Genomic DNA, 17,651 nt, shown 5'->3' with positions numbered 1-17,651 from the left:
ATTAATTTAAAACCAAACTATTATGAACGCAACCTTTTTCATTGGATTACGAATCGTATTTGGAGTATTCCTCATTATCTTCGGATCAAATAAGTTTTTTCATTTTATGCCTGCCGGCCAAATGTCAGAAGCTGCCATGAACTATTTTTCTGCCTTAATGAGCACTAATACCATTAACATCATTGCCTTGGTAGAAATTGTCGCTGGAATATCTCTTTTAATCAATAAGTTTGCCTCCTTGATGATGTTGATTCTTTTTATTATTTCAATCAACGCCATATTATTCCATGCCTTTCTAGAACCGAGCTCTATAGGTTTTGCCTTGGTATTACTTCTTTTAAATATTACCATGCTCTACGCCTACAAGGATAGGTATAAGGACATTTTAAGACCATAACAGCACCCTTATTTAATTACATAAATTCAACCAGAATATATGCTGTATGCTCTTTTAAACCATAGGCCTTTCTAGAACAGGAAGGCCATATTATCTATGGTATTTGAATAATCCTTAAACAGATTTTTTTCAAAGCAGAGAAAAACTATAATCAATGTTATTTATAAAAGAGCTTACTTTTTAGGAGGATATTTAGAAAATGCTTTAGTGACCAATTGTAGAAATTTTTCTTCCCGTACTTCTGGAGAACTGTTTTCATAAAAAGAACTTACAGCAGTTGCTTGCCAAATAAGAGCATCTTTTTGGCTATCGACAAAGTCTATTTGAACTTCTCTCTCTAGCTTGGAATTCCCCATAGGGATACCAATATTTACTCCACCGCCTACATTTCTGCCAGATCCCCCAATCCCAACCCCAACAGTGTTTCTTTGAATGCCAGTATAAGAACGAGATTTTATATCAATTAAAATAGCTGGTTCTTCGGAAAGTTTAATCCCCTTATTGCGCAAATTAAAATCTATTGCCTTTATAAGACGTTTCCTGTCCAGTTCACTTAAACCGGTATCCATGTCTGCATAATAATTATAGGTGGCATAAGCCGAAAAATCAGCTGTCCTATCGTAATCGTACTGAACTCTTACAGCATTACAAGAAGCCAAAACCAATGCTACGAACAAGATTCCTATTTTTTTCATGATGACCGTTTTATATAAAAGTAACAAAAAATAGCCTCTCCCTTTAATTATCAGTGCCATTAAATACCTTAAAGCGATACTAAAAGGACAAAATTAAAGAGAGAGTTATAGGAATCATATTATGGAAAAACCAAACACAATACGCCTAATCAACAACATTGCGATTTAGCATTTCCCAAAGTCTATCTTTAAGTTCTACCAATCCTTGTTGTGCCACTGAAGATATAAACATATATGGTATTCCTTGTAGGTCCTTGTCGAGTTCCGACCTCATTTCTTCCATCAGCTCCTCATCTAACATATCGCTTTTAGAAATGGCTATCAATCGATCTTTATCTAAAAGTTCTGGGTTATATCTACGAAGTTCGTCTAACAAAATTTCATATTCCTTGCTAATATCTTTACTATCGGCAGGAATTAAAAAAAGCAGTGTAGAGTTTCGTTCAATATGTCTTAAGAAATAATGCCCTAGTCCCTTTCCTTCTGCAGCGCCTTCAATAATTCCAGGAATATCGGCCATCACAAAACTCTTAAACTCCCTATATTCTACAATCCCAAGATTGGGTTTTAAGGTCGTAAATTCGTAATCTGCAATTTTCGGCTGCGCGGAAGTCAACACCGATAATAGGGTCGATTTTCCAGCATTTGGAAAACCAACAAGCCCTACATCGGCCAGTACTTTTAATTCAAAGATAAGATCAGCTTCCTTTCCTGGAATTCCGGGCTGTGCATATCTTGGGGTTTGGTTTGTAGAGGTTCTAAAATGCCAGTTTCCACGCCCTCCTAAACCACCTTCCAAAAGAATTATTTCCTCTTGGTCGTTGGTAATTTCCATAATTATTTCGTTGGTATCGGCATCTCTGATTACAGTCCCTAATGGCACCTCTAAATAAACATCCTGCCCATCGGCACCTGTACTCCGGCTTTTAGCACCATGCTCACCATGGCCCGCCTTAAAATGTCTTTGAAACTTATAGCCCAATAAGGTCCATAAGTTTTTGTTGCCTTTTATAATAATATGCCCACCACGGCCGCCATCACCACCATCGGGACCACCTTTGGTTATAAACTTTTCCCTATGTAAATGTATAGAACCTTTTCCTCCTTTACCGGATTCCAAATGTACTTTTACATAATCCACAAAATTGCCTTCAGTCATTTTTTTAGTTTATTTCGTTCCTTTTCTTAATTGAACCTTATTCTGGCATGGGGCAGGCCTTAAAAAGTGTAGGTATATACGCCAAAAACATCCCAATATCCTTGGCCACAAATGTATACATTCTGTTTTATTTTTTCAACACTAAAGTCAAATCCCAAAACCTTGGTTTTAGGGCATTCCATAAAACCAACCTTAGAGGTCGTTTCGGCTGTACAACCGCAACCTTCTACATACTTTGCCAGTTAAAAGGTTCCAAATCCATAAGAAAACCCTCAGGGCCATTTATCTCAACCACTGCTTATTTTCAAAACCGTATTGCTATAGGATGGCGAAAGATTGGGATTAGGAGTGTATCCTTCAAATAGCATAAAGATCCCTAAAAAAGATCTTTTCTATTTCTTTAATTCTTGGCATAAAACTGCCCCATAGTGCTATCGCATTTATGTCTAAAAAGATTATCTTCAGAAATTTACCCTCCATTTTATTCAGGCAATGCTACTACCGTAGAATAGAAGTTATGTTTTTGGTTATTTACGATACCTATTAAAATATCCAAAAGCTAGCCTTTTTAAATGCATCCCTAACAAACAATCAGGTGATGTTCTATGGCGCTGATCAACTTTCGTCGACTGTAATAAGAAGCTGTTCTACTTATATTTCTTCGATCACCTTGGTCAATCGACTGGTAATATCCTCTATAGACCCAATTCCGTTAACGCTATGGAATTTCCCTTGCTCCTCGTAATAATCCTTTAGGGGAGCTGTTTTTTCATTGTATTCTTCAAAACGATTACGGATTTTATCCTCGTCTTGGTCATCACTTCTTCCACTAATTTTTCCGCGCTCCAATAAACGTTGAATAAGTACTTCATCATTGGCTTCTAAGGCAATGGTAGCATCTATCTTCATGTTTTTAGATACTAAAAACTGATCCAAGGCTTTTGCTTGTGCCGTTGTTCTTGGAAAACCATCGAAAATAAATCCGCTTGCCTCAGGATTTTTTTCTACCTCGTCCTGAAGCATTTTTATGGTCACTTCATCCGGTACCAATTCACCCTGATCAATATATGATTTGGCCAATACTCCTAGTTCCGTTCCGTTTTTTATATTATAACGAAACACATCTCCCGTGGAAATATGTTTCAAATTATACTTCTCTTTTAAAAATGCAGCTTGCGTGCCTTTTCCTGCTCCTGGTTTTCCGAACAAAACAAGGTTTATCATATGTTTTATATTAAGTTGATATACTTCTCTTAAATTTCTTCCTAGCTCTTTGTAATCCAGTCCATATCCCACGATGAACTTATCTGGTATTTTCATTCCAAAATAATCAATATCGTACTCCCCGTTATACACTTCATCTTTGTAAAACAAGGTGGCAATCCTAAATTCTTTTACTTTGGTCTTGGAAAATAAATCTATTAATTTTTTAACGGTTCTTCCGGTATCGATAATATCCTCTAAAATAATTACAGAACGTCCATCTATATTATCGGGGACATCCAATAATGTTTCGACGATACCTGTAGAGGTAAGCCCCTGATAAGAGCTCAATCGTACAAAGGAAATCTCGCAAGGATGTTGATACGCTTTTAAAAAATCGGCAACAAACATAAAAGAACCATTTAAAACCCCAATAAATATTGGTGTTTCATCACGGTAGTCCGCAGCAACTTCGTCCGCAACTTTTTTTATGGCTTGCAGTATCTCTCCTTCGCTAATAAATGGTTTGAAATATTTATCGTGTAGCTCTATCACCGTTAATAATTTAATAAGATCACAAATATACCATTTTGATTTTTCTTTTTTAGTTGTCCAAGGCCAGTTTCTAAGATTTAGCCGTATTTTTGTCCACATACTACAATCACCATAACAAAAGTGAATCAATTCAAATGAACTATTTTTCTTCCGATTTTAAATTAGGAATTCTTGGAGGTGGCCAATTAGGTAAAATGTTGTTATACGAGACTCGTAAATTTGACATCCACACCAAAGTATTGGATCCATCGCCAGAAGCTCCGTCCAAAATAGCGTGCAACGAATTTTTCGAAGGCGATTTATTAGATTATGACACGGTATATAACTTTGGAAAAAAGGTTGACGTTTTAACCATCGAAATAGAAAACGTAAATACCAAGGCCCTAGAAAAATTAGAGTCCGAAGGCGTCAAGGTATACCCGCAAACTGATGCCTTGCATATTATACAAAACAAGGCCACTCAAAAATTATTTTACGTAGACAACAATATCCCTACGGCTCCTTTTAGCCGCTTTGCATATACTAGCGAAATTGAAGATAGCGTTGCCAATGGTGGTTTAACTTTTCCCTTTGTTTGGAAGAGTGCCCAATTCGGCTACGATGGCCAAGGGGTAAAGGTCGTTAGAAGTCTTAAAGATTTAGAAGGGCTACCTAACTCGGAATGCATAGCAGAAACTATGATCCCATTTAAAAATGAATTGGCCGTCATTGTTGTCAGAAACCCAAGCGGGCAAACTGTTTCCTACCCTGTGGTAGAAATGGAATTCCACCCAGAAGCCAATCAAGTAGAGTACGTTCTTTGTCCGGCAAGGATCAGTGACGAAGTAGCACAAAAAGCTATTGATGTTGCCTTGAAAGTTTCAGAAAAAATTCAGCATATCGGTATTTTGGCCGTAGAAATGTTCCAGACCAAAGACGATGAGATTTTGGTCAATGAAGTAGCTCCTCGACCTCACAATAGCGGGCACTATAGTATCGAAGCCAGTTACACCAATCAATTTGAACAGCATATCCGTGCTATTTTAGACCTGCCCTTAGGAAGTACGGAAAGTAAGGTGGCCGGAATTATGGTAAACCTAGTAGGTGCCGAAGGGCATACAGGAGAGGTAGTTTACCAGAACATGGAGAAAATCCTTCAACTAGACGGTGTTACTCCCCATATTTACGGTAAAAAACAAACAAGACCCTTTAGAAAAATGGGGCATGTTACCATCGTAAACCAAGATATTGCACAAGCTAGAAAAATAGCAGAAAAAGTAAAGAACACTATAAAAGTAATCAGCAAATAAGTAATTATTATAGTTATGAGCAAAGTAGCCGTTGTTATGGGAAGCACCAGTGACCTTCCTATTATGCAGGAAGCCATTGATATTTTAAAAGGTTTTGATATCGCCGTTGATGTAGACATAGTTTCTGCCCATCGTACCCCAGAAAAATTATTCGATTTTAGCATGAATGCCCATAAAAATGGATACTCTGTGATCATTGCGGGTGCCGGTGGAGCTGCACATCTACCAGGAATGGTAGCTTCTATGTCTCCCTTGCCTGTCATTGGTGTTCCGGTAAAAAGCAGCAATTCGATCGACGGATGGGATTCTGTTTTATCTATTCTTCAAATGCCTGGAGGTGTCCCTGTTGCCACGGTAGCCCTTAACGGTGCTAAAAATGCAGGTATATTGGCAGCACAGATAATAGGTAGTTCGGACAAATGTGTTTTAGACAAAATTATTCTTTACAAAGAAGGATTAAAACAAAAGGTAATCGACGGTGCCCAAGAAGTACGTAAAATAAAGTAACACCATTCCCTGCTATCTTGAACGGCGACTCTTGTAAGCCCTTTGTGGCAGCCAAGAACATTCCATATTTTTTTTTGTGAATTTTAAGTTTCACAAAAACACGATAGCAGGTATTTTCTCCTCTTGTTATAATCCTAAAAACAAAACAAAAATGAGCAATCCTTTATTGATCCCATTTGATACAGCCCCATTTTCAAAAATAAAAAACGAGCATTTTAAACCTGCCTTCGTTCAGGCCATCGCCGATGCCAGAGCAGAAATAGATGCCATAGCGCAGGCTAACGAAGCCCCGACTTTTGAAAATACCATTGTTGCTTTGGATTTTTCAGGACAACAATTGGACAGGATTTCTAGTGTATTCTTCAACCTTAATTCTGCCGAAACCAATGCAGAAATCCAAAAAATAGCTCAGGAAGTATCACCATTACTTACGGAGTTCAGTAACGACATCACCCTAAACCAAGATTTATTCCAAAGGATAAAAACGGTTTATGAACAAAAAGAAAGCTTAGACCTAACTCCAGAAGAAAGCACTCTTCTCGATAAAAGATACAAAAGCTTTAGCCGTAACGGTGCTAATTTGCCCGAAGAAAAGAAGAAACGCTTAAGGGAAATTGATGCCGAACTTGCAAAACTAAAATTACAGTTTGGCGAAAATGTATTGGCAGAAACCAATAAATATCAGAAGCACCTTACCCAGGAGTCCGATTTGGACGGTCTCCCAGAAGGAGAAAAGGAAGCGGCGGCTCAACTGGCAAAATCCAAGGACCTGGAAGGTTGGTTAATCACTCTAGACTATCCGAGTTACATTCCTTTTATGAAATATGCTTCCAATAGGGAACTCCGCAAGGAACTTTCCATCGCTTTTGGCAGCAAGGGGTTCCATCAAGATGCACTGGACAACCAGGAAAACATTTTAAAAATCACTAGGCTTCGCCATGAAAGAGCGGTCTTACTAGGCTATAAAAGTCATGCCCATTTTGTATTGGAAGAACGCATGGCCGAAACCCCTGAGAAAGTATACTCTTTTTTAAATGAATTGCTAGAAAAGGCCAAACCAGCAGCAGAAAGGGAGTTTTCTGAATTAGAGCAATTCGCCAAGGACCTTGACGGAATATCCCAGCTCGAAAAATGGGACAGCGCCTATTATTCCGAAAAATTAAAGCAAAAACTGTTTAATTTAGATGATGAGCTATTAAAGCCCTACTTTAAATTAGAAAATGTTATTGCAGGGGTTTTTAAGGTATCGGAAAAGTTGTTCGGCCTACAATTCGAAGAAGTCTTTGATATTGACAAATATCACGAAGACGTAAAAACGTATCGCATTTATGATGCAAAAAAAGAATTAGTAGCCATCTTTTATGCCGATTTTCACCCTAGAGCAGGAAAACGCGGCGGAGCATGGATGACCTCCTACAAATCGCAATGCCTAAAAAATGGAAAGAATATAAGACCGCACATCTCTAACGTTTGTAATTTTACCAAACCTACCGCAAGCAAACCATCCTTGCTTACCTTTAATGAAGTAACCACCTTGTTCCATGAATTCGGACATGGATTGCACGGTATGCTGGCCAACACCACCTACCCTAGCCTATCCGGGACTTCGGTATATTGGGATTTTGTAGAATTGCCAAGCCAAATCTTGGAAAACTGGTGCTACGAAAAGGAGGCCTTGGAATTATTTGCTACCCATTACCAAACTGGCGAATTGATCCCCATGGAACTGGTGACAAAAATTAAGGAATCATCTACCTTCCAGGAAGGCTTGGCAACCTTACGCCAAATAAGCTTTGGATTATTAGACATGTCTTGGCATGCAGCCGATCCGAGTCATATTACCGATGTTAAGAAACAAGAGGAATTGGCATTTATGAATACCGACCTTTTCCCAAGCATGGCCGAAACTTGTATGAGCACATCTTTCTCCCATATTTTTCAGGGCGGATACTCTTCGGGATACTACAGTTATAAATGGGCCGAAGTTTTAGATGCCGATGCTTTTGCCTATTTTAAAGAAAAAGGCATTTTCGATAAAGAAGTGGCCACAAAATTTATGGACCACGTACTTTCTAAAGGAGGAACAGAAAACCCAATGGTATTATACAAACGTTTTCGCGGTGCTGAACCAAATATTGAAGCTTTATTGGAACGAGCTGGGTTATTGGATACTCCCGTAAATAAGTAAAGTATAAAAAGCCAATGGCTATGGAAAAAACAAGGAAAAAAGAAGTTCATTATTTTGCAATCCACGCATCATATCCTCCCGTTAGGTTAATAACGTTCTTGAATCCTAATTTCTTTAATTTTTCCATAGCCATTAAACTACGCCCACCTACTTTACAATACAAGTAGATCGTTTTTTCTTTTTCAATTTTGCTAAAATTAGTCGCAAAATCAGGATCATACCAATTTATATTTACGGCTTCTTCTAAATGCCCTTGAGAAAATTCTTCTGGAGTTCGCACATCGACTAAGATGGCATTTTTAAGTAAAGATTGCTCAAAGGATGCTATAGGAAAGTTATTCGAAGTTGCCTGTGCACAACTGATGTGTAGGACCAAAACCACTAAAACCAAAAATACGGATCTCATTTCATTTTTATTTGATCCAAAAATAAGAAATCATTCTTAGAAAAAAATCACTAACTTTTGGGTAACATACCAATATGACAAAGCACATATTACATCCGGACAATTGGGTAGACAACCACTCTGACTACCTCTTTAACTATGCTATAGCCAGGGTTAGTGATGTTGACATTGCAAAAGACCTAGTTCAGGACACCTTTTTTGCTGGCCTAAAATCGGCACAAAACTACAAAGGGGATGCTTCTGAACGCACTTGGCTCATTGCCATTTTAAAACGGAAAATCATAGATCACTATCGTAAAATAAATTCAAAAAAAGCACAGGCAACGGTACGGATAACCCCAAAGGCCGATAGCGATTTTGACAACAATTTTCTGGAACACCAAGTAGCAGACCCTCTAAGCCTATTAGAAAATAACGCCATGGAAAATGAAGAATTGGGAGTTGCTATTCATGAGTGTATTTCCAAGCTCCCTAAAAAACACGCCTTAGCTTTTTCCTTAAAAACAATACAAGGATTAAGTACAGAAGAAGTCTGTAAGGAGCTGAAAATTAATCCGTCTAATCTTTGGGTAATCATCCATAGAGCAAGAACCTCGCTTATGGAATGCCTTAAAAACAATTGGTTCAAGATATGAGTTCATGTAAAAAAGCTGCAATCATCTGCACTAAAAAACAATACCAAGAAGCTACGCTATGGGAAAGAATACAATTTATATTCCACATCAACATTTGCCAGGCTTGCAAGGTTTTTTCGAAAAAAAACAGGCAATTGTCCACCCTCTGCCATCAGGCCAATCTAAAGACGCTTCCTACCGAAGAAAAAGAAAGATTAAAGGAATGTTTAAAGAATGAGATTAAATCCAATACCCTAACCCTAAAATAAGCCCCCACCAAAATATAGGAATGGCTTCTACCCAAAAGGAAGCAAAATATGTTGACTGATTTTCTTTGGTATACCATATCATTGCTCCCAATAAAACAGCTACCACACCTTTAGAGAACAGTTCTAAAGACTGCCATGAGTCCTTAAAAAAAGTAAGTAAGAAAAAAATTGACATTAAGAGGGTTCCAAGCCTTTTTACCTTGGGAATCCCAAACCGCTGAGGCAAGGTTTTTAGCTCGGGAGCGTCATATTTTAAATCCCGTATTTCAAAAGGCAACATCAAGGCTAGTACAAAAATAAAGCGTTGTCCCCCTTCAATAGCCACATCCCACGACAAAAAATCTTTACCGGGTATCATAGGTAAAAAAACAGTTGTCCCTGCCCAAACCATAGCTACAATAAATATTTTCAATCCCCCTAAGCTCCTAAGATTTTTAGACTTTGGCCACATCGGAATAGCATACAGAGCAGTAGCAAAACCCAATACCATTAAACCTAACAACATATTTGCATCCAAATAAAAAGCATTATAAACAGCGGCTCCCAAGGCTAAAACACTTATTAATTGAATTTTCCTATGATAGGTATGGGATACTAATATATACTTTTTAGCCTCTACCCCATACTTTACAAAATTATAACAGCTTATAGTTCCGAAAAATATAAAATACGAAATGTGAACCTCCCTAGGCTTTTCAAAAAAATACCACGTAAGCTCTAACAAGGCAATCACAGCAAAGGACACATGAATACTTGCGTCTAGATAAAAAACGAATAATTGTTTTATCCACTTCATTAAACAAAAGTAGGTAATGTGCTGTTAACCTTTTTTATTTCAAAAAAACTTTATAAATGTTCCACTACAATCGTAACATTTAAAAATAAATAATGAGTATTTTTGCACACCTTAATTTTAGAAAAACAGCTTGAATCATGAGGACAGATGTATTTGCTTTGCGTCACATCGGCATTAGAGAAGAAGACCTTCAACCAATGCTAAAAACTATTAATGTAAAAAATATTGAGCAGCTTATTGTTGAGACTATTCCAGATGACATTCGTCTAAAAGAACCTCTTGATTTGGATGCCCCAATGAGTGAACATGAATATTTATCACATATTCAAAACTTATCGGAAAAAAACAAGGTATTTAAAACATATATTGGTTTAGGATACCATGAAAGTTTTACTCCATCCGTTATAAAAAGAAACATTTTAGAAAATGCAGGTTGGTATACTGCATACACTCCTTATCAAGCAGAAATTGCCCAAGGCCGTTTGGAAGCTTTATTAAATTTCCAAACCATGATTTCAGATCTAACGGGTATGGAATTGGCCAATGCCTCTCTTTTAGATGAGAGTACTGCAGCCGCCGAGGCTATGAGCATGCTTTTTGAAGTACGCGATAGAGCCCAAAAGAAAAACAATGTCGTAAAATTTTTCGTTTCTGAAGAAATACTGCCACAAACACTTTCTCTTTTACAAACAAGATCTACTCCTATCGGCATAGAATTGGTAATAGGAAACCATGAGGAATTTTCATTTACAGAAGATTTTTACGGGGCCTTATTACAATATCCTGGTAAACACGGGCAAGTTCATGACTATGCCGCCTTTGTTGCCAAAGCCGCCGAAAAAAACATAAAAGTAGCAGTAGCTGCTGATATCTTAAGCTTAGTATTATTGACCCCTCCTGGAGAATTTGGGGCAGATGTTGTCGTTGGAACCACCCAAAGATTTGGTATACCTTTAGGATATGGAGGTCCACATGCCGCCTTCTTTGCAACGAAAGAAGCTTATAAAAGAAATATTCCGGGACGTATCATTGGCGTAACGAAAGACACCGATGGTAAGCGTGCTCTACGCATGGCTTTACAGACCCGTGAGCAACATATCAAAAGAGACAAAGCCACATCGAACATTTGTACTGCCCAAGTATTGCTAGCAGTAATGGCCGGGATGTATGCTGTTTATCATGGACCAAAAGGCCTTCAATATATTGCCAACAAGGTACACAGTGCTGCTGTTACCTTAGCTGATAGTTTGGAGAAATTAGGTTTATACCAGCTTAACACTTCTTATTTTGACACCATCATTGTTAAGGCTGATGCTGCCAAAGTAAAACCTATTGCAGAAAAGAACGAAATGAACTTTTGGTATGTAGATGCCGATACCATCTCTATATCATTAAACGAGGCTACTTCCTTAAAAGACGTACAACTTATTGTAGATGTTTTTGCCGAAGTTTTAGGAAAAGACACCTTGATTTTAGACGAATTGACTACCGACAATAAAATTGGTAGCAGTGTTACTCGTACTTCATCATTCTTAAATAATGTCGTATTTAACTCTTACCATTCCGAGACTGCTTTGATGCGTTACATAAAACGATTGGAAAGAAAAGATTTAGCACTTAACCATTCCATGATTTCTTTGGGGTCTTGTACAATGAAATTGAATGCAGCCTCTGAAATGCTTCCATTAAGTATGGCAAGATGGGCTAATATTCATCCTTTTGTACCAATAGATCAGGCCGAAGGGTACCAAATTATATTGAAGGAATTAGAGCAAGACCTTAATGTTATTACCGGGTTTTCAGGAACCTCGTTACAACCTAATTCTGGAGCTCAAGGAGAATATGCCGGACTGATGGCTATTAGAGCATACCATGAGTCTAGAGGGGAAGGTCACAGAAACATTTGTTTGATACCGGCATCTGCTCACGGAACTAACCCAGCATCTGCGGTTATGGCCGGCATGAAAGTGGTAGTAACCAAAACAGACGAGAGAGGAAATATAGACGTAACCGACTTACGTGAAAAAGCCATTTTACACAAAGACAACCTTTCGGCATTAATGGTCACCTATCCTTCTACCCATGGGGTCTTTGAATCTTCTATAAAAGAAATCACCAAATTAATCCATGACAATGGTGGTCAGGTATATATGGATGGTGCCAATATGAATGCCCAAGTAGGATTGACCAATCCTGGTACTATTGGAGCAGACGTTTGCCACCTTAACCTGCACAAAACCTTTGCCATCCCACATGGTGGTGGTGGACCAGGTGTAGGCCCAATTTGTGTTGCAGAACAATTAGTGCCATTTTTACCTGGAAACCCAGTGATAAAAACTGGTGGAGAAAAAGCTATCACAGCTATCTCTGGAGCCCCATGGGGATCTGCTTTAGTGTGCCTTATTTCTTATGGGTATATTAAAATGTTAGGTGAATCTGGACTTTCTAATTCTACTAGAACGGCCATTTTAAACGCCAACTACATCAAAAATAGCCTGAGCGGGAAATTTGACGTATTATACACAGGTGAAAAAGGAAGAGCTGCCCACGAAATGATTATTGACTGTAGGCCGTTTAAAGAAAAAGGAATTGAAGTTTCCGATATCGCCAAGCGTTTAATGGATTATGGTTTTCATGCCCCTACGGTTTCTTTCCCAGTGGCAGGGACCTTAATGATTGAACCTACCGAGAGTGAAAGTGTTGCAGAATTGGACAGATTCATAAGCGCCATGTTATCTATACGAGAAGAAATTGATGAAGCTTCTATAGATAACCCTAACAATGCCCTTAAGAATGCACCGCATACCTTAGAGATGATTACAGCTGATGAATGGCAACTGCCCTACAGCAGGCAAAAAGCAGCCTTTCCGTTACCTTATATTGCGGAAAATAAATTTTGGCCTAGCGTAAGACGTGTTGATGAAACATATGGAGACCGTAATTTAATCTGTACTTGTGCTCCTATTGAAGCTTATATGGAAGCATAAAAACCCTAATAAAATCAAACCTTTACAGCCTTTCAATTTATTTTGAAAGGCTTTTTTTTATGCTCATTTTTTTGGTTGAATTAATCTTGAACATCATATGGAATCTTATGCACTCATAATGGACAAAGTCATTATATTTATATTTATTCTAATTAATTAGCAACAACCTATGAATATCGCAATTACCGGTACCGGTTCGTATCTTCCATCACTTATTATCGAAAACTCCGATTTTGGTTCTCACGAGTTTTTAAACGAGGACGGAACTCCCTTTAAACAAAATAACGAGATTATAATTCAAAAGTTCAAAGGCATCACAGGTATTAAGGAAAGACGCTATGCTAAAGAGAACATCAACAATTCTCATCTAGCCTTTTATGCGGCCGAGAAGGCCATTGCTGATGCGGGTATTGATAAGGAAGAGTTAGACTATATTATCTTTGCCCATAATTTTGGAGATGTTTCCCATGGAAAAACCCAAGGGGATACGCTTCCTAGTTTGGCAACTAGAGTAAAAAATCTACTAAAAATTAATAATCCAAGTTGTGTAGCCTACGATTTATTATTTGGCTGCCCCGGATGGATTGAAGGCGTTATCCAAGCAAATGCTTTTATAAAAAGTGGTATCGCAAAAAAATGTTTGGTCATTGGTTCTGAAACCCTTTCACGAGTCGTTGACCCCCACGATAGGGATTCTATGATTTATTCGGACGGGGCCGGCGCTACGGTGATAGAGGCCAAAGAAGACGCTGGGCATATTTTATCCCACGCCAGTGCCACCTATGCCAATGATGAAGCCTTTTTTCTGTTTTTCGGAGAATCCTACTCCAAGGAATTAAAGCAAACAGACACTAGGTTCATTAAAATGTACGGTAGAAAGATATATGAATTTGCCTGTACCAATGTCCCACAGGCCATGAAAGAATGCTTGGATAAAAGTGGTGTAGATATTACTGAGATCAAAAAGATCTTTATCCACCAAGCCAATGAAAAAATGGACGAGGCAATTGTAAAACGCTTTTATAAACTATTCGATATGGATATGCCAGCGGGAATTATGCCCATGAATATTGAAAAATTAGGAAATAGTTCTGTGGCCACGATCCCTACCTTGTTCGATATGGTAAAAAATGGAAAAGTAGAAAACCAATCTATTCAAAAAGGAGATATTGTGCTCTTTGCCAGTGTTGGCGCCGGAATGAATATAAACGCCATTGTCTATAAAGTTTAACAACTTATTTCTATTATTAGAATTTCATTGTTATAAAAAATAAACCATAGTCTACCCACTATGGTTTATTTTTTAAATTCGCATGATCCAAAAAGGAATTTCAATCAGCTACAATAGCGAATCCTTTTTAAATCTGACATCCATGTACGAAAAAACATTCCCGAACAAAAGATTTAAGCACACGCTCAATTTCTTAGAAAAACACATTTCAAAAGATCAAACCATCCTAGATTTAGGTGTAGACAATCCCTTTTCTAAGATCATGAAAGAAAACGGTTATCAGGTAAACAATACCCATGGTGAAGATTTGGATTTGGATTTTTCGTCTGTAACAAATGCAAAGGTCGATGTAGTTACGGCCTTTGAAATATTTGAACACCTATTATCTCCACTCAATGTACTCACCCAAATAAAAGCCAATAAATTAGTCGCTAGCATCCCCCTTCGACTGTGGTTTTCCCCTGCATACCAAAGTAAAACCGACCCATGGGACAGGCATTACCACGAATTTGAAGATTGGCAATTTGATTGGTTGTTAGAAAAATCGGGATGGGAAATAAAGGACCGCGCAAAATGGACCAATCCTGTAAAAAAAATAGGAATCAGACCGCTACTTCGGTCCTTTACCCCTAGATATTATATTGTATATGCAGAACGCAAAGATCAATAAATGTACAATATCCCTATGTTAGACCTAAAACAATAAAAAAGTTCTTTTATCTAACTTAACTATAATAAGTACATTCACCTATTGGAATTTAAAAGATGCAATACTACATTATCATACCTGCCCATAATGAGGCTTTATTTTTATCGGATACCTTACATTCGATAGTCAACCAAACCCTTCTTCCTAAAAAGGTAGTAGTAGTCAACGATAATTCTACCGATAATACCGAAGGTATTATTGATAGGTTTATAGCCACCTATCCTTTTATAGTGAAATTAAACACAACATCCTCTTCCGCGCATATGCCCGGAAGTAAGGTTGTTAATGCTTTTAACAAAGGGCTACAGCTATTAGATTCCCGATACGATTTTATTGTAAAGCTAGACGCAGATATAATTCTTCCCCATCACTATTTTGAAAAAATAGCTTCAATTTTCCAAACCAGTCCCAAGATTGGAATAGCTGGAGGATTTGCCTATGAAGAGGATATAACAGGGACTTGGAAATTAAATCACCCCATGGACAAGGATCATGTTCGCGGAGCCTTTAAAGCGTATACCAAAAATTGTTTTACAGCCATAGGCGGACTTAGGAATGCCATGGGATGGGATACCGTAGATGAATTGCTGGCCCAATACCACGGCTTTAATATAAGTACCGACCATACATTACATGCTAAACATTTACGCCCCTTGGGCAAGGCCTATAATCCCAAGGCTAAATTACTCCAAGGAAAAGCCATGTTTACCATGAGATACGGATTTTGGATTACGTTGATTGCTTCCCTAAAAATGGCAGCAAAGCAAGGTAAACCACAAGCATTTTGGGACAATATAAGAGGGTTCTTAAAAGCTAAAAAAGAGAAAAAACCTTATTTAGTCAATATTGAAGAAGGTGATTTTATACGGCGCCTCCGCTGGAAAAAAATAAAAGCCAAGCTTTTCCGATAACAGAAATGCTTGGCTAATTATATAGTTAATGAACCTTTTTACTCTACAACCTCAATAATAGGTTCTCCTGTTGCTCCAAAAGGAAAAGCTATTCCCAATAAAGCAGAAATAGTAGGCGCTATATCTGGAATTTCGGTTCTCCTTACCGTACTGCCATTTTTTATACCCTTTCCAAAAAACAACAATGGCGCGTGAGTATCGTATTTCCATGGAGATCCATGGGTAGACCCAGTTCTGGAATAACTAGCGCTTCCTGGTTTCAGCACCAATATAACATCGCCCGAGCGTTTTAGGTTATACCCATTTTGAATGATATTAGGAATACCGGATGTGTACTCGTTTTGTGACAATTGATGAGCTGTAAAAACCTGCTGTATCTCTTTATTCTTTAATAAATGCTTCGCTACAGCTTCCTGAACAGCCACCAGATCAAGATTTAAATTCTCTACTACTTCATGATTCAAGAACACTTGGTTATTAGAAAAATTACGAACCAGGTCTGATGTATCATAGGTATTTTTTAAATAGTCGTTAAGTTCCTTTTTAACCGCACCAAAATCTACATAAGAACCAGGAAGTTTTTTGTCTTGAAGATATGCCGGAACATGCACTCCGGCATGATCAGAGGTCAAGAAAACCGTATACTCCCCTTTACCTACCGTTTTATCAAGGGAATTAAAGAGACGTTCAAGCTCTAGATCTAAACGCACATATGTATCTTCTATTTCTTTGGAATTCACGCCATATTTATGACCCACATAATCTGTACTCGAATAACTAACAGCGAGGAAATCCGGAATATCATCTACTCCCAAAGCCTCTTCTTTTACCGCTGCTAAAGCAAAGTCGGTGGTCAAATTACTACCATAGGGTGTTCCCTTTAAAATAGAATACTGTCCATTTTTATCCCAGTATGCTTCCAAGTCATGAGGAAATGTAGGGCTGGTCTGTCCTTTAAAAAGCCCTTCATAAGCATTGTCGTCAGATCCGCTTGCCGTATACGTATTTATATCCTTTAAAGTGGTCCATGGTTTTTTATATTTATCGACACTTCTTGCCGCATTAAAATCGGATACCCATTTTGGCAATTCGTCCATATAATAAGAACTAGTAATCCAATTTCCTTCATTTTCCCCATGGAACCAATAGGCAGCATTTGCCGAATGTCCTCCTGGCAATACAGCACCCCTATCCTTTAATGAAATAGCAATTACCTTCCCACGCATTTGGGTATGCAACCTCAATTGATCCGTAAGGGTTGTCGATGTCATCCTATGAGGAGACATTTCTCCTGCCCTGGAGGCTGTTCCAACAGATGAATACGCAGGGTCTCCCGCACAGTATACGCTCTTATCTGACTCTTTATCGTACCAGTCATTACCGATTACACCATGACTAGACGGCGTAGCTCCGCTATATACAGAAGCATGACCAGGTCCTGTATAGGTTGGGGCATAGTTAAAGTGATTGTTTTTACAATTAAACCCTTCTTGAACCATGCGCTTAAAACCACCGTCTCCATACTGGTGCCAAAAACGACTTAAGTAATCGTACCTCATTTGGTCTACAACAATGCCCACCACTAATTTTGGGGTAGTCGCAATGGCCAGCTGTTGGGGACTATCTGTTTTCTGCTTTATTTTTCGTTGCGCGTTAAGTACTCCTACATTAAAACTCAAGAAAAGAAGGAAATAAAATAAGTGAAACTTTCTATGACACATATATCTATAAATTT

General features: G+C 38.1%; 16 protein-coding genes. 10 read left to right on the top strand and 6 right to left on the bottom strand.

Going from position 1 to position 17,651, the window contains the following annotated elements:
• The first annotated feature begins 22 nt into the window (after window positions 1-22).
• Complete coding sequence (locus tag BUA16_RS06270) at window positions 23-397, top strand: DoxX family membrane protein (RefSeq protein ID WP_072763887.1); 375 nt, start codon at window positions 23-25, stop codon at window positions 395-397.
• Window positions 398-570: 173 nt separating this feature from the next.
• On the opposite strand, the gene BUA16_RS06265 is transcribed toward BUA16_RS06270, so the two are convergent.
• The 3 genes from BUA16_RS06265 to BUA16_RS06250 all read right to left on the bottom strand — a co-directional run bounded on the left by BUA16_RS06265 (window position 571) and on the right by BUA16_RS06250 (window position 4,009).
• Complete coding sequence (locus tag BUA16_RS06265; protein WP_072763974.1) at window positions 571-1,092, bottom strand: DUF4136 domain-containing protein; 522 nt, start codon at window positions 1,090-1,092, stop codon at window positions 571-573.
• Window positions 1,093-1,237: 145 nt separating this feature from the next.
• Complete coding sequence (obgE, locus tag BUA16_RS06260; protein ID WP_072763886.1) at window positions 1,238-2,251, bottom strand: GTPase ObgE; 1,014 nt, start codon at window positions 2,249-2,251, stop codon at window positions 1,238-1,240.
• A 651-nt stretch (window positions 2,252-2,902) separates the two neighbouring features.
• Window positions 2,903-4,009 (bottom strand): adenylate kinase, encoded by a 1,107-nt coding sequence (locus BUA16_RS06250; RefSeq protein ID WP_072763973.1) that lies wholly within the window; start codon window positions 4,007-4,009, stop codon window positions 2,903-2,905.
• Window positions 4,010-4,143: 134 nt separating this feature from the next.
• Here BUA16_RS06250 and BUA16_RS06245 point away from each other — a divergent pair, with 134 nt between their 5' ends.
• The 3 genes from BUA16_RS06245 to BUA16_RS06235 all read left to right on the top strand — a co-directional run bounded on the left by BUA16_RS06245 (window position 4,144) and on the right by BUA16_RS06235 (window position 7,993).
• Window positions 4,144-5,298: a 5-(carboxyamino)imidazole ribonucleotide synthase gene (locus BUA16_RS06245; protein WP_072763882.1), complete on the top strand. Its 1,155-nt coding sequence runs from the start codon at window positions 4,144-4,146 to the stop codon at window positions 5,296-5,298.
• A 15-nt stretch (window positions 5,299-5,313) separates the two neighbouring features.
• Window positions 5,314-5,805: a 5-(carboxyamino)imidazole ribonucleotide mutase gene (gene purE / locus BUA16_RS06240; protein WP_072763881.1), complete on the top strand. Its 492-nt coding sequence runs from the start codon at window positions 5,314-5,316 to the stop codon at window positions 5,803-5,805.
• 151 nt (window positions 5,806-5,956) lie between these two features.
• Window positions 5,957-7,993 (top strand): M3 family metallopeptidase, encoded by a 2,037-nt coding sequence (locus BUA16_RS06235; protein WP_072763879.1) that lies wholly within the window; start codon window positions 5,957-5,959, stop codon window positions 7,991-7,993.
• A gap of 49 nt (window positions 7,994-8,042) precedes the next feature.
• Here the strand turns inward: BUA16_RS06235 and BUA16_RS06230 are convergent, their stop codons facing one another.
• Window positions 8,043-8,399, bottom strand: a complete 357-nt coding sequence (locus BUA16_RS06230) for a rhodanese-like domain-containing protein (protein ID WP_072763877.1) — start codon at window positions 8,397-8,399, stop codon at window positions 8,043-8,045.
• Between the two features lie 74 nt (window positions 8,400-8,473).
• On the opposite strand from BUA16_RS06230, the gene BUA16_RS06225 reads away from it, so the two are divergent.
• On the top strand, window positions 8,474-9,034 hold the full coding sequence (locus BUA16_RS06225) for a sigma-70 family RNA polymerase sigma factor (protein ID WP_072763875.1): 561 nt from the start codon (window positions 8,474-8,476) through the stop codon (window positions 9,032-9,034).
• Window positions 9,035-9,092: 58 nt separating this feature from the next.
• The gene (locus BUA16_RS18590; RefSeq protein ID WP_178338849.1) at window positions 9,093-9,251 is read left to right on the top strand and encodes a hypothetical protein; all 159 of its coding nucleotides are present in this window, start codon (window positions 9,093-9,095) and stop codon (window positions 9,249-9,251) included.
• A 2-nt stretch (window positions 9,252-9,253) separates the two neighbouring features.
• Here BUA16_RS18590 and BUA16_RS06215 read toward each other — a convergent pair whose 3' ends face one another.
• Window positions 9,254-10,078 (bottom strand): UbiA prenyltransferase family protein, encoded by an 825-nt coding sequence (locus BUA16_RS06215; RefSeq protein ID WP_072763871.1) that lies wholly within the window; start codon window positions 10,076-10,078, stop codon window positions 9,254-9,256.
• Window positions 10,079-10,215: 137 nt separating this feature from the next.
• Here BUA16_RS06215 and gcvP point away from each other — a divergent pair, with 137 nt between their 5' ends.
• The 4 genes from gcvP (at window position 10,216) to BUA16_RS06195 (ending at window position 15,916) form a co-directional block, all read left to right on the top strand.
• Window positions 10,216-13,065, top strand: coding sequence for an aminomethyl-transferring glycine dehydrogenase (gene gcvP / locus BUA16_RS06210; protein ID WP_072763869.1), 2,850 nt, complete (start codon window positions 10,216-10,218; stop codon window positions 13,063-13,065).
• A gap of 169 nt (window positions 13,066-13,234) precedes the next feature.
• Window positions 13,235-14,296: a 3-oxoacyl-ACP synthase III family protein gene (locus BUA16_RS06205; RefSeq protein WP_072763867.1), complete on the top strand. Its 1,062-nt coding sequence runs from the start codon at window positions 13,235-13,237 to the stop codon at window positions 14,294-14,296.
• 142 nt (window positions 14,297-14,438) lie between these two features.
• Window positions 14,439-14,966, top strand: a complete 528-nt coding sequence (locus BUA16_RS06200; protein WP_072763972.1) for a class I SAM-dependent methyltransferase — start codon at window positions 14,439-14,441, stop codon at window positions 14,964-14,966.
• Between the two features lie 95 nt (window positions 14,967-15,061).
• Entirely contained in the window at window positions 15,062-15,916 is an 855-nt protein-coding gene (locus BUA16_RS06195; protein WP_072763865.1) for a glycosyltransferase family 2 protein, read from the top strand.
• 38 nt (window positions 15,917-15,954) lie between these two features.
• Here BUA16_RS06195 and pafA read toward each other — a convergent pair whose 3' ends face one another.
• Complete coding sequence (gene pafA, locus BUA16_RS06190) at window positions 15,955-17,637, bottom strand: alkaline phosphatase PafA (RefSeq protein ID WP_072763863.1); 1,683 nt, start codon at window positions 17,635-17,637, stop codon at window positions 15,955-15,957.
• Window positions 17,638-17,651: the final 14 nt, after the last annotated feature.

The sequence above is a fragment of the Arenibacter nanhaiticus genome (assembly GCF_900141935.1).
In the GTDB taxonomy this organism is placed as follows: Bacteria; Bacteroidota; Bacteroidia; order Flavobacteriales; family Flavobacteriaceae; genus Arenibacter; species Arenibacter nanhaiticus.
Note: the sequence above shows the minus strand (reverse complement) of the source record. Positions and strands in the feature narration are given on the sequence as shown.